We start from the raw sequence: 13,037 nt of genomic DNA, 5'->3' as shown, positions 1-13,037 counted from the left end.
GCTAAAAAAACTTGAGTAGTAATATGACATCATACTCCAAAACTCAAAATTAATACTCTACTTTAAACTTTCGACTAAATCACTTAAAACTGACCAACGCTCCATTTTCTGTTCTAATTGAGCTTCTTTCTCTTCAATATCTTTAGAAAGTTTATAAGCTTCATCAAAATTAGAGCCTACACCTTGTAATTTTTCATTTAGTTTCTCTATCTCATTTTCCAGTTTTTCGATATCAGATTCAATACTTTCCCATTCTTTTTGTTCTTGATAAGTTAATCGCTTTTTCTTTTGTTCTTTTTGATAAACTGGTTTTTCAATTGTTTCTTTTACAGCTTCAACTTCACGTTTTTCGATCGATTGTCGTTCTAAATAATCTGTATAGCTTTCTAATGTAGATGAAATTTTTCCTTCACCTTCGAAAATTAATAATTTATTTGTAACTTTATCTAAGAAATAACGATCATGTGATACGGTAACTACTACTCCACTAAAATTCTCAATATAGTCCTCTAAAACCGTTAAAGTATCAATATCTAAATCGTTTGTTGGCTCATCAAGTAATAATAAATTTGGAGCAGTCATTAAGAGTCTTAATAAATATAGTCTTCTTTTTTCGCCACCTGAAAGTTTTCCCAATTGTACTCCGTGCGATTGCGTAGGAAATAAGAATGTTTCCAGCATTTGTGAAGCTGAAATAGTTTTTCCATCTGATGTATGAATGACTTCTGCTTCTTGCTTAATATAATCAATCATTCTCATAGTTGGATTCACATTTTCTTGTATTTGAGTATAGTATGCTACTTTTACTGTTTGCCCAATTTCAATTTCACCAGAATCAACTTGTTCTTCACCAACAAGCATTTTCAATAAAGTTGTCTTACCCGCACCGTTTTCACCAATTATTCCAATACGATCAGTTTGAAGTAAAAGTAAGTTGAAATTATCTAATATCGTATTCTCGTTAAAAGACTTATTAACATTTAAAAACTCAACAACTTTTTTACCTAAACGAGTTTGTTGAAAGTTCATCTCTAATTCCACTTTTTCTTGATTATTGAGTTTACCCGAAAGGTCATCAAAACGTTGAATACGAGCTTTTTGCTTGGTCGTTCTAGCTTTTGCCCCTCTACGCATCCAAGCTAATTCTCTTCTAAATAAATTGTTTCTTTTTTCATTAGTAGCTGTCTCTTGCTCTTCTCGAGCAGCTCTTTGTTCAATATAATACTGATAATTTCCTTCATAACGATAAATATTACTGTTTGATAGTTCTAATAATGCTGTAGTAACTTCATCTAGAAAATAACGATCATGAGTTACAAATAATACTGCGTTTTGTAGTCTTTTTATGTATTCTTGTAAAAAAACGATACATTCATAGTCCAAATGGTTCGTAGGCTCATCTAAAATTAATAAATCACATGGATGTATTAATGCTTTTGCTAAGGCTACTCTTTTCTTCTGACCACCTGAAAGTAATGAAACATCTAAATTTAGATTTGATAAACCTAATTTCGATAAAATTGTCTTTGCATTTGCTTCTAAATCCCAACCATTTAATGAATCCATTTCAGCTTGTAATTTTAGTAATTCATTTTGTAATCCTTGATTGGATGGATCTTCTCCAAGTGCTTGTAAAGTTTTTTCGTATGATTTTACTAAAACCATTACTTTATCATCACTCTCAAATACTGCTTCAAGAATCGTTTGGTTTTTATCAAAGTCTTCATGTTGAGGCAAATAACTTATTACATAATCCTTTGGAGTCATAATTTTTCCATCATCAGCTGACTCGACACCAGCAATTATTTTTAATAAACTCGATTTACCAGTTCCATTTATACCTAATAATCCAATTTTCTGTCCTTCACTTACGGTAAATGAAATTTTATCGAATAAAGTTTTTTCCCCATAAGTTTTAATTAAATTCTCTACACTTAAAATCTTCATATCTTAAAATTCCACTCTTTCATAAATTCATCGATGAATTTTTCTACAAATAAATGTCTTTCTTCTGCCATTTCTAATGCTGATTTTGTATTCATTAAGTCTTTTAGCTTTAATATTTTTTCATAGAAGTGATGTAGCGAAGAACTTTTGTCACTTCTATATTCTTCGATCGTCATGTTTTCTCTAATTTTAAACTCCGGGTTAAACATACTACGACCTTTTTTACCTCCGTACGCAAACGTTCTAGCAACACCAATTGCCCCAATTGCATCCAAACGATCAGCATCTTGTACAATTTTACCTTCTAAAGAGGTTGGAATAACTCCATTCCCTCCTTTATAGGAGATATTTTCAATTATGTACATAATTGCTTTTACGTCTTCATTACTATTTAATAATTCATTTAGAATTGATTCTAATTGTATTTTTTGAGCTTCAAGATCATCGTGTAATTTATCATCAATTACATCGTGAACTAATGCAGCACATTCTACGATGAATAGATCTGCATTTTCTTTTTTAGCAATATGTACAGCTAAGTTTCTAACACGGTCAATATGATGCCAGTCATGTCCAGAACTATCACCTTGATGAAGATTTCGAACATAATTTTCTAATTGTAATATGATTTCCTGCTGATTCATACTCGTACCTCCATAAATCGACTAGTGATATTATATCATTTTTCTATCTCCGAAAAACATTAATAGGTTAAGTGGGTATTATATTTACGAAAAAACCTTCACTTAAAGTGAAGGTTTCAGAGTGTAAACAAAGGAAATCTAATTATATTGAGTAGTATATTTGATCTTAAATCCATTTGGATTCGTTTTATGCCATTTCCAAGCATCTTTAATGATCAAATCGATGTCTTCATTCTTTACTGTCCATCCTAAAACTTTTTTAGCATTCTCTGAAGAAGCAATTAGAATACTTGGGTCACCTTCTCTTCTAGAACTGATTTTATATGGTATTTGATGCTTGGTTATTCGACGAACTGCTTCAACAATTTGTAATACTGAATACCCCTTATTATTTCCAAGGTTAAAAATATCACTTTTTCCACCATTAAAAAGGTAATTAAGTGCTAGTAAATGAGCATTCACTAAATCTTCAACATGAATATAATCTCTAATACATGTCCCGTCTGGAGTGTTATAATCATCTCCAAAAATAGTAATCTCTTTTCTTTGATTTAAAGCAACTTGTAAAATTAATGGAATTAAATGCGTCTCAGGAGAATGATGTTCTCCAATTTCGGCTGAACTTTTTGCTCCAGCTACATTAAAGTATCTTAGTGAAACATAATTAATACCATGTGCTAAACTACTCCATTTCATCATCTTTTCCATCATTAATTTTGTTTCACCATATGTGTTCGTTGGATCTGTACTGAAGTCTTCTGAGATCGGTACTATTTTAGGTTCACCATATACAGCAGCCGAAGATGAAAATACGATATATTTAACATTAAACTCATTCATCACTTCTAATAAAACATGTGTGCCAAATACATTATTACTAAAATACTCCAACGGTTTTTCCATTGATTCACCGACTAGACTATTTGCTGCAAAATGTAACACACCATCAATCTTTTCATTTAGAAAAACTGACTTTAAAAATTCCTTATCACGAATATCCCCATGATAAAAAATGGCGTCTGAATGGATTGCCCCTATATTTCCCGTCTGCAAATTATCAACAATTATTACATTTTCGCCATTTTCAATCAGCATGTATACTGCGTGTGATCCTATATAACCAGCTCCGCCAAGTACTAAAATATTCATATTGATCACATTCTTTCGTTTTTAAGTTGTTTATTAGTCATAGTTTTATTTTTAAAAACAAGTAATTTTTGACCAAAATAATTTAAAACCGTATAAAACCCAGAACTAATTAAAACAGCTAAGTCATTTTTAAAATTTAGAGATATAAAATCCTGTAAATTTAAAATATAATCAATTATTCTAGCTCCAAGATTAAATGCTATAAAATAACAGGTTAAAATGACAATGATAAACATTGGGATACTTTTTTTTACAGAGCCTTCACTTTTAAATGTAAAATTCCGATTTAAAATATAACTGATACATGCTCCTAAAGAATTACCAATAAATGTTGAAATCCAATAAGATAAACCAAATAAATGAAGTAGTAAATAAATGAATGATAATCCTACAATTGTATTTGCAATTCCTACTGCAATAAAACGGAAAAATGTCTTATTCATCTTTTACCCTTACTCACTAGTTCAGAATCGATCATTGAATATAAATCTGTTTCAATAGCATACCTAGGTCGATTTTTAACTTCGTGATAAATCTTCCCAATATACTCACCGATCATTCCAATACCCATTATTTGAACTCCACCAACAAACCAAATTGAGACCATTAAGGATGGCCATCCACTAACCGTATTCTCTAATAAATGTTGAACTATTGCATAGCCACCTGCTATTAAACTAAATAAGATGGATAAAAACCCTAGCAGTGAAACAAATCTAATCGGAGCTATACTAAATGAAGTGATCCCGTCAAACGCAAAAGATATCATCTTTTTTAATGGATATTTTGATTCACCTGCAAACCTTTCTTTTCGATCGTAATAAACTTTAGTTGAAGGAAAACCTACAAGAGGTACTAGTCCCCTTAAGAATAAATTTGTTTCTTTATATTTGAATAATTCATCTAATGCCCGATTACTCATTAATCGGAAATCAGCATGATTAGGAACTAGATTAATCCCTATTTTCCCCATGAATCGATAAAATCCAAGTGCTGTTGAACGCTTAAAGAAAGTATCTGTTTCTCTACTGTCTCGTACTCCATAAACAATATCAAAACCCTCTAAATACTTCTCTACAAACTTACGTATTACATTAATATCATCTTGTAAATCCGCATCAATTGAAACTACACAATCGGATTGCTTGTTTGCAATTTCCAGCCCAGCTATGAGTGCATTTTGATGCCCTACATTATTAGCAAGCTTTAATCCTTTAACAAATTGATTATCGTTACTTTCCTTTTCTATTAATTCCCATGTTCGATCCTTACTTCCGTCATCTACAAATAGAATTTTACTATCATCTGAAATAAGAGAATCATATATTAATTCTTCAATTAAGTAAGTGAGTTGATAGGCTGTTTCTTCAAAAACTTCCTGTTCATTGTAACAGGGGACAACAATCGTTAATAAAGGTATCATGTATAATCACGTCCTTTTCAAGTGGTTATTTTACTTCGTAAAGATAAATGCGCCATGCAGAATTATGATCATTAAAAATCTTCATCAATCTAAGACCATTACTTTTAGCATTTTCAATTGGGACAGCCGCAAAAATATATTCCCCACCCAACTTTTTAAATTCGTTAATATTTAGTTGTAAATGATGGATTTTTACGTTTGAGTCCTTTTTAAATTCATAATTTTTACCTAGTTCAGCTACAAATAGATAGCATCTTCCCCCCCAATGATCGAAGTAATTTTCAAGCAAAGGGCTTTTTTCAAGTTCTGGTGCAATTATTTTTCTAAATTGGTGCTTATACTTTAACGAATAAAAATTATTATACGTATCGATCGTGTAAAAACCGTTATATTGAGCAATCGCAGGGTGAATGCCTATACTTGCAACCCGATAACTATTTTTAGGTTTTCCAATATATTTTGAGATTTCATTAAATTGATTTACAGCATAAAATTGTTTAAATGATGGTTTCCCCGCTACTCGATATACAATTTCGTCATTAGCACAAAACATTACAATTACTTGAACTACTAAACAAATTTTCACAAACTTTTGCCACCCTTTTCCCTTTAACCAAAGAAGATAGGCTCCGACAGCAAACATTAAATAGATTATTAAAGGTCTTAAAAAATGAAATCTAGCAAAGTTAAATGTATTTAAAAGTTGTAATTGTTCTTTTACTGGCTTCCATCCTTTATAAAACCAAAAGGCGTACCAAACGGATAATAAAAAATTAAGAATGAATAAGTATAGAAATCTTTTTTCAATACTATCTCTTTTTTTATTTCTTAAAGTCCAGAATACAATAAAAGATAAAGGTACAATGACTAGAGTGTGAAGTGTTAAAACATGGGTATGTCCTAAAAAATAATTCTTAAACACTAATCGAATCGTATGCCAAAAACCCAATGTAGAGCTTAAAAACTCATTTCTACTTGTTGGTTCAGATGGAATGACTAGTGAAAATACAAGGCGATATTCAATTGCTAAATACATTAAAGTCATTAATAAAATACTTAAAAAGAACACTAGATTGATTTTCTTTTTTACAAATACATCTCTTAACCATAGCAATCCCATGAATACTAAAAAGAAAAAGAATCCTAATACAAAACTAGAATAAAAGGGTAATAATATAAGAGTAATCCAGTCTTTCCAAGAATATTTTCCAATTCTTATATTCAGAAACGCCCATAATGCTAGTGGCATACCCAATGTACTTAGCATTCCAGACGGCCAAAATGGTGTTAGTGCAAATGCAAGTGAGACCCATACTCTAATTAGGTAATTTTCTTTTGACGTTATAAAATGCTTTTTTAATAAGAGATACATTCCAAGAAACGCAAAAACTCTGGTAATTGTCTGACCTATGGAATAAGCTAGCATTGGCGAAAAGAGATTATTTAGCCACTGTATACCACTAAATTCCGTTCCATAAGCATTTCTTGGCAATCCATTAATGATCTGCGGGATTGTAGAATTTAATTTACCAAATAATTGCCCTGAGTTTCTAAGTGTTTTATACCATGCAATATTTGAATCTAAATTATCATGTACTCTAATATGAGCATTTCCCCCTAAAATGAATAGAGGAGAAACATAAATGATCATTAAGACCATTGCAATCATTAAATGTTTATTTTCCTGGCTTAATTGTTTAAAAAATTTCATATTTATTACACCACTTTGTTTATATTTAGTTTTTGGATTACAGATTAAAATTCCCCTATCTTGTTCGCCTGAGTTTGATCCGACCAACATTTTTCACACTTCTGTATTAAATGTAAAAGATTTCGTTTAATAGACGCTTATTTATATGTTCAATTAATATTAAAATTCTTTTCTGAAAATCAGATGAAAATTTGACTAAAATTTCATTTAAATTTTCCCTATTATTTTCAATAAGTAAAAAATATTAATTTTATAATGTGCATAAAAATTTGATTAGGCTAATTTCTTTAATAGTATAAAAAGTTTTTAGAAGTAATTAAATCATGTACTAGAGGTGCAATCATGCTGATTTTTGTGGATGACGAACAAAAAAAGTTTCATCTAACAAACGGAAGAATTAGTTATGTATTTTATGTCATGAAAAATGGTCACCTTGGTTCTTTGTATTTTGGAAAAGCGATTGACATTCATTCAAATTTTACTCATATCCAAAATGACAATTCTTCTACAACATATACTTCTTATTATTATGCTGATCGATCAATTAGTCTTGAAACAATCAGACAGGAATATCCCGTCTATGGCACTTCTGACTTTCGAGAACCGGCATTAAGTATTCGTCAGTTAAACGGTAGCCATATTACAAACTTTATCTTTAAATATTATACAATTACAAAAGGGAAACCAATCTTACAAGGTTTACCTGCCACTTATACAGAAAATGAAGAAGATGCTGAAACAATTCAGATTGTTCTAGAAGACTCAACTCTTAAAGCAGAGCTTGTAATTTCCTATACTATATTTAAAGATTTATCTGTTATTACTAGAAGTGCATATATTTGTAACCAAGGAATTGAACCATTTTATTTAGAGCGATTTATGAGTGCGACGATTGATTTTCCTGATCATGATTTCATTATGATTCAACTAAGTGGTGCATGGTCTAGAGAGAGACATTTATTGGAACGTAATTTAGTAATGGGTACACAGGGCATATCGAGTCTACGTGGTTCAAGTTCACATCAACATAACCCATTTCTTGCCTTTAGAAGAAAAGAGACTACAGAAAATCAAGGTGAAGTATTTGGTTTTAATTTAGTTTATAGTTCAAATTTTATTGCACAAGCTGAAGTTGATCATTACGATATGACTCGAATTACGATGGGAATACATCCATTTCGTTTTACTTGGAAATTATCTAAAAACGAACACTTTCAATCCCCTGAAGTAGTGATGGTGTATTCTGATCAAGGTATGAACGGAATGAGTCAAACTTTTCATGATTTATATCGAAACAACCTAATTCGTGGTATGTGGAAAAATAATGAACGACCTATATTAATAAACAATTGGGAAGCCACTTATTTCAACTTTAATGAAGAATCCTTACTTCAAATCGCAATAGAAGCAAAAAAGCTTGGGATTGAATTATTTGTATTAGATGATGGATGGTTTGGTAAAAGAAATAATGCTACTAGCTCTCTAGGCGATTGGTATTCTAATACTGAAAAATTCCCTAAAGGAATAAATAGTTTTGCTAATAAAATTAAAGAGTTAGGTTTAAAATTTGGTCTTTGGTTTGAGCCTGAAATGGTTAGTCAAAATAGTAATTTATTTAAAAATCATCCTGATTGGATTATTCGTACACCTAATCGACAAGTTTCTTTAGGAAGGCATCAATTAGTATTAGATTTCTCGAGAAAGGATGTTGTCGATCACATTTATAAAAAAATGGCAGATGTTATAAAAAATACAAATTTAGACTATATAAAATGGGATATGAATCGAAATATTACTGAGGCTTATTCTATGAAGTTAGCTAATGATCAGCAAGATGAATTTTATCATCGGTATATTTTAGGTGTGTATGAATTATATGAACGACTAGTAAGTGATTTTCCAAATGTGTTATTTGAATCATGTGCTGGCGGTGGTGGTCGATTTGATCCTGGTTTATTGTTTTATGCACCCCAAGCATGGGCTAGTGATAATACAGATCCAATTGAACGATTAAAAATTCAATACGGTACCTCACTACCATACCCAATTTCTAGCATTGGATCACATGTATCAGCATCACCTAATCATCAAACAGTTCGTGATACCCCATTATCAATTAGAGCCAATGTTGCATTCTTTGGAACATTTGGTTATGAATTAAATCCTTTGATACTTACTGAAAAAGAAAAATCAGAAATTAAATCGCAAATACAATTTTACAAACATCACCGATCATTAATTATGAAAGGAGATTTTTATCGGTTACTTGATCCTTTTAAGGAAAACGAAGTAGCTTGGATGGTAATAAGTAAAAACAAAAATGAAGCCATTATAGGTTGGTACAAAATATTAGCAAGTCCAAATCCAATGAAGTACCAGACTTTAAAACTGACAGGTTTAAATCCAAAAAAGAAATATTTACTAAACACTACGAATCTCACTTTTTATGGAAACGAATTAATGGAAAACGGAATCCCCTTACCACTCGAATTTAATGGCGCCAATAAAAAAATTGCAAAACGAGCAGGTGATTTCCAATCTTGCATCTTTCATCTTGTTTGTCCTGATTAAATGGACGAAACTCGTCCTTAATGTCCTATGACGAAGTTCGAAAAAAATTGAAATATTGACCAATCAAAACGCTTGTCTTTTCGTGCAGCAAATCTTTGATATGTGCGATAAAAACAAGCGTTTTTAAATGGTCTTTGAACCATTCAACAAATGAAGGTTCTTAAGCTTTCAATAATTTCTCAATTGTCGATCTCATCTCTTGAGGATTTGTTTGAGGAGCAAATCGTTCAATGACTTCTCCATTTTTATCAATAATAAATTTAGTAAAATTCCATTTTATTGATTTTAACCCCATAATACCAGGAGCTTCTGAGCTTAAATATTTAAATAGTGGATCTGCTTTGTCACCATTTACATCAATTTTTCCGAAAACAGGGAAGGTTACACCAAAATTCAATTCACAAAAACTTTGAATTTCTTCATTTGACCCTGGTTCCTGATTCATAAATTGATTACATGGAAAACCAAGAATTACTAATCCTTCTTCTTTATATTCTTCATATAATGCTTGTAAATCTTTATATTGAGGAGTATATCCACAAGCACTTGCAGTATTTACAACAATTATCACTTTATCATTATATTTTGAAAGAGATACATCTTCGCCCTTGCTATCTTTTACTTCAAAATCATAAATACTCATTTCACATTCCTCCTACTTCCTTATAATGTTAATAGTAATTATTTTCCATCCAAATGTCTATTCTATTTACTATTTTTTGAAAAAAACCTTCAAACCTATTAGTATTTAAATTATAGTTTAATTAAACTAATTTCTTCACCTTTTGAAAAAAGAATGGAGGTAAGAGTATGCAAGATTTAGGCTTTAATACATATTTAATTGATTTATATGATCTATCGTTTCAGGAGCGAACGGGTAGCTATATTATTTTAGATGAAGATATTACAATCATTGAAACGAGTGCTAGCCCTTCCCACGAGTATTTATTACAAGGTTTAAAAGAGCTACAAATTTCATTAGACAGAATTAAAAATGTTATCGTAACACATATTCATTTAGATCATTCAGGTGGCGCTGGCTTACTAATGGAAAAATGTCCTAATGCAACTCTTTTTGTCCATCCAAAGGGAGCTAGGCATTTAGAAGATCCGACAAAATTAATTGCGAGTGCAAAACAAGTTTATGGTGATGATTTTGATCGTTTATTTAATCCAATTCTTCCAATAGACACTGCTAAAATTTATCAGGTAGCCGATGGTGAGGAGCTTGTTATTGGTAAAAATCGTAAACTAACATTTTTACATACTCCAGGTCATGCTAATCATCATATTTCAATTTTCGATTCTTCTAGTAAATTTATGTATACAGGAGATACATTAGGTATTTATTACCCACAGCTTCAAAAGGAAATAGGTACGTTTATTTTACCATCGACATCGCCTAATCAATTTTCATACGAAGCAACCCTTAGTTCATCTGGAAAAATCCAAGAGTATAATCCAGATGCTATTTGCTTCGGTCATTATGGATTAACTAGAGATACAAATTTCGTATATGAGTCTTTAAAACTATATTTAGATCGTTTTATAAAACTGACTGCTTCCACGATTGAAGATAATAAAGAAAAACCTTTTTATGAGAAAAGCAGGATACTGTCAGCAACATTATATTGTGAAGTAAAGCAAGATCTTCAAAATAAGAATATAGAAGAGAGTCACCCTGTTTTCGAGATTATTAAGCTGGATTTGGAAGTTTCAGCTATGGGATTAGTACTGGCTATGGATCAAAATTAACAAAATAAAAAACTTCAGCCATTTGGCTGAAGTTTTTATTATTTTTTAATTTTTTTAATTGGTTTATTTTTGCTTGAAACAGGTTTTTTATTTTGATTTGAATCTGGTTTCGTTCTTTTTTCTTTTGGTTGATTTTCATTCAGTTGTGTTTCTTTCATTTCTACTTTTTGTATTTCACCGTGTGAAACCGTTAAATGTTCAAAAAACAATTTTTGCGTTCCTCTTAAGCTAAATAAATTCTTTTTCTCTCGAGGTGTTACCAAGTTTATGACAGTACCTTGTTTACCCATTCTTCCTACACGGCCACTTCGATGAGTATATTGTTCAACTTTTTCTGGTACATCAAGTGTTATGACATATGGTAACTCTTGTAAATCGATTCCTCGTGCTGCTACGTCAGTTGAAAATAGTAAAGTAGTTTTACCGATTTGAAGATCTTTTAAAACTCGACTTCTTTCCATTTTCCCTAGTTTTGAATGTAGTACCGCTGTTTTAATTCCTCTAAAATTTAATTTAGAAGCGTATCCTTCAAGTTTAAATGGCTCATTACTAAATACGATTGCTTTCATATTTTGAACAGAAGCAATTCTTCTAAGTAATTCTAGCTTCTCTCTTTCTTCACAAGGAATAAAACCATGAATTATATTTCCTTCCAAGCTTTGTTCAATCGAAATTTCTTTTAGATTTGAACTTGTTTCCTTTGCAAATTTCATTGCCCCCGGTGTTATTGTTGCAGATAAAAATACTAGTTGGCGATTTTTCATCGTTGCTTTGACAATTTGCGGTAAATCTTTTTGATCATCCGTTTTTAATAATTCATCTACTTCATCAAAAACAATTGTCTTAACACAATGCATTTTTAATTTTTTCTGTTTGATTAATTGTGAGATTCGCCCCGGTGAACCAACGATAATTTTAGGCTTCTGTTTTAATTTTTCAATCTGACGTTTTATATCAGCTCCACCAACAATTGAAGCCGTCTTAATATTTGTATTTTGTGTATAGTCTTGAACAACCTGAAAAATTTGCATTACAAGTTCACGTGTTGGAGCCATAATAATAATTTGAGGACTTTCTTCCATTTCATCAACCTTATTAATTAAAGGTAAAACATATGCAAGAGTCTTACCAGTACCTGTCGGAGATTGCGCTATGACATCGTTTCCTTCTAAAATCGCTGGGATTGCTTCCTCTTGAACTGCTGTCCATTTCGTAATATTATTTGCTTTTATTTTTAAGATTGTTTGTTCTGTTAATTGAAAATGTTCCATTTAAATCTCCTTTAATATTTGCTCATCGTACCATTGTAACATTATTTCTGTAATATGTACCAATTCTTCTATTAGATCGAAGTCATCTTCGGTCATTTTATTTTGAAATTTTATGTTTACTGACGATTCAATGATATTTTTATCTAAAATAGAGTGTTTAATGTTATAAAATGGTGTGAATTGCTCATTTGTATTATTTTGAAATAAAAGTAGACTTCTTTGAATGATTTCGATTTCTAATGGTTTAGGAAAGGTAAATTCAATTTCAATATAACACCCTACCTCAGTATTGCCATTAATTAATTCATTATATAAATCACTAGCTGATGTACTCATTGAAAATGTGCAACTTGTTGTCTTAGTCGACTTGTTTAATTTTTTAAATCGAATTGAGAATAATCGATCCATTTTGGAAAGATTAACAAAGTCATTTCGATCAGTGATTTCATATTCTCCATCTAAATCTTTGTCATATAAGAGCCCTTCTATTACAACCTTCATATTATCAAAAGCGGTCGGATCAAACATTATCTAAACTCCTTTAATCAATAGATTCCTAAGTTCGT

General features: G+C 30.8%; 11 protein-coding genes. 2 read left to right on the top strand and 9 right to left on the bottom strand.

Going from position 1 to position 13,037, the window contains the following annotated elements; translation table 11 throughout:
• Positions 1-57: 57 nt before the first annotated feature.
• From CN946_RS16175 to CN946_RS16150, 6 genes are all read right to left on the bottom strand, one after another.
• Complete coding sequence (locus tag CN946_RS16175) at positions 58-1,947, bottom strand: ABC-F family ATP-binding cassette domain-containing protein (protein ID WP_098862093.1); 1,890 nt, start codon at positions 1,945-1,947, stop codon at positions 58-60.
• Positions 1,944-2,591: an HD domain-containing protein gene (locus tag CN946_RS16170; protein ID WP_098862092.1), complete on the bottom strand. Its 648-nt coding sequence runs from the start codon at positions 2,589-2,591 to the stop codon at positions 1,944-1,946. Before CN946_RS16170 ends, CN946_RS16175 begins: the two co-directional genes overlap by 4 nt.
• A gap of 138 nt (positions 2,592-2,729) precedes the next feature.
• The gene (gene galE / locus CN946_RS16165) at positions 2,730-3,740 is read right to left on the bottom strand and encodes a UDP-glucose 4-epimerase GalE (protein WP_098862091.1); all 1,011 of its coding nucleotides are present in this window, start codon (positions 3,738-3,740) and stop codon (positions 2,730-2,732) included.
• Between the two features lie 5 nt (positions 3,741-3,745).
• Positions 3,746-4,183, bottom strand: coding sequence for a GtrA family protein (locus tag CN946_RS16160; RefSeq protein ID WP_098862090.1), 438 nt, complete (start codon positions 4,181-4,183; stop codon positions 3,746-3,748).
• Complete coding sequence (locus CN946_RS16155; protein ID WP_098862089.1) at positions 4,180-5,163, bottom strand: glycosyltransferase family 2 protein; 984 nt, start codon at positions 5,161-5,163, stop codon at positions 4,180-4,182. Before CN946_RS16155 ends, CN946_RS16160 begins: the two co-directional genes overlap by 4 nt.
• A 25-nt stretch (positions 5,164-5,188) precedes the next feature.
• Positions 5,189-6,874: a DUF6044 family protein gene (locus tag CN946_RS16150; RefSeq protein WP_098862145.1), complete on the bottom strand. Its 1,686-nt coding sequence runs from the start codon at positions 6,872-6,874 to the stop codon at positions 5,189-5,191.
• 342 nt (positions 6,875-7,216) lie between these two features.
• Between CN946_RS16150 and CN946_RS16145 the strand changes: the two genes are divergently transcribed.
• Complete coding sequence (locus CN946_RS16145) at positions 7,217-9,445, top strand: alpha-galactosidase (protein WP_098862088.1); 2,229 nt, start codon at positions 7,217-7,219, stop codon at positions 9,443-9,445.
• A gap of 160 nt (positions 9,446-9,605) precedes the next feature.
• Here the strand turns inward: CN946_RS16145 and CN946_RS16140 are convergent, their stop codons facing one another.
• Positions 9,606-10,088 (bottom strand): glutathione peroxidase, encoded by a 483-nt coding sequence (locus CN946_RS16140; protein WP_098862087.1) that lies wholly within the window; start codon positions 10,086-10,088, stop codon positions 9,606-9,608.
• A gap of 167 nt (positions 10,089-10,255) precedes the next feature.
• Between CN946_RS16140 and CN946_RS16135 the strand changes: the two genes are divergently transcribed.
• Entirely contained in the window at positions 10,256-11,200 is a 945-nt protein-coding gene (locus tag CN946_RS16135) for an MBL fold metallo-hydrolase (RefSeq protein WP_098862086.1), read from the top strand.
• 38 nt (positions 11,201-11,238) lie between these two features.
• On the opposite strand, the gene CN946_RS16130 is transcribed toward CN946_RS16135, so the two are convergent.
• A complete protein-coding gene (locus tag CN946_RS16130) occupies positions 11,239-12,471 on the bottom strand; it encodes a DEAD/DEAH box helicase (protein ID WP_098862085.1) in 1,233 nt (410 codons plus the stop codon).
• Positions 12,472-12,999 carry a hypothetical protein gene (locus CN946_RS16125; RefSeq protein ID WP_098862084.1) on the bottom strand — a complete coding sequence of 176 codons (528 nt, stop codon included), beginning with the start codon at positions 12,997-12,999 and terminating at the stop codon, positions 12,472-12,474. It lies immediately after the preceding gene.
• Between the last annotated feature and the right edge of the window lie 38 nt (positions 13,000-13,037).

Source organism: Bacillus sp. AFS053548 (genome assembly GCF_002575105.1).
In the GTDB taxonomy this organism is placed as follows: domain Bacteria; phylum Bacillota; class Bacilli; order Bacillales; family Bacillaceae_G; genus Gottfriedia.
Note: the sequence above shows the minus strand (reverse complement) of the source record. Positions and strands in the feature narration are given on the sequence as shown.

Excerpts from the sequence above, each read along its gene's own strand:
- CN946_RS16175 (WP_098862093.1), bottom strand. The coding sequence starts at position 1,947 with ATGAAGATTTTAAGTGTAGAGAATTTAATTAAAACTTATGGGGAAAAA.
- CN946_RS16170 (WP_098862092.1), bottom strand. The coding sequence starts at position 2,591 with ATGAATCAGCAGGAAATCATATTACAATTAGAAAATTATGTTCGAAAT.
- galE (WP_098862091.1), bottom strand. The coding sequence starts at position 3,740 with ATGAATATTTTAGTACTTGGCGGAGCTGGTTATATAGGATCACACGCA.
- CN946_RS16160 (WP_098862090.1), bottom strand. The coding sequence starts at position 4,183 with ATGAATAAGACATTTTTCCGTTTTATTGCAGTAGGAATTGCAAATACA.
- CN946_RS16155 (WP_098862089.1), bottom strand. The coding sequence starts at position 5,163 with ATGATACCTTTATTAACGATTGTTGTCCCCTGTTACAATGAACAGGAA.
- CN946_RS16150 (WP_098862145.1), bottom strand. The coding sequence starts at position 6,874 with ATGAAATTTTTTAAACAATTAAGCCAGGAAAATAAACATTTAATGATT.
- CN946_RS16145 (WP_098862088.1), top strand. The coding sequence starts at position 7,217 with ATGCTGATTTTTGTGGATGACGAACAAAAAAAGTTTCATCTAACAAAC.
- CN946_RS16140 (WP_098862087.1), bottom strand. The coding sequence starts at position 10,088 with ATGAGTATTTATGATTTTGAAGTAAAAGATAGCAAGGGCGAAGATGTA.
- CN946_RS16135 (WP_098862086.1), top strand. The coding sequence starts at position 10,256 with ATGCAAGATTTAGGCTTTAATACATATTTAATTGATTTATATGATCTA.
- CN946_RS16130 (WP_098862085.1), bottom strand. The coding sequence starts at position 12,471 with ATGGAACATTTTCAATTAACAGAACAAACAATCTTAAAAATAAAAGCA.
- CN946_RS16125 (WP_098862084.1), bottom strand. The coding sequence starts at position 12,999 with ATGTTTGATCCGACCGCTTTTGATAATATGAAGGTTGTAATAGAAGGG.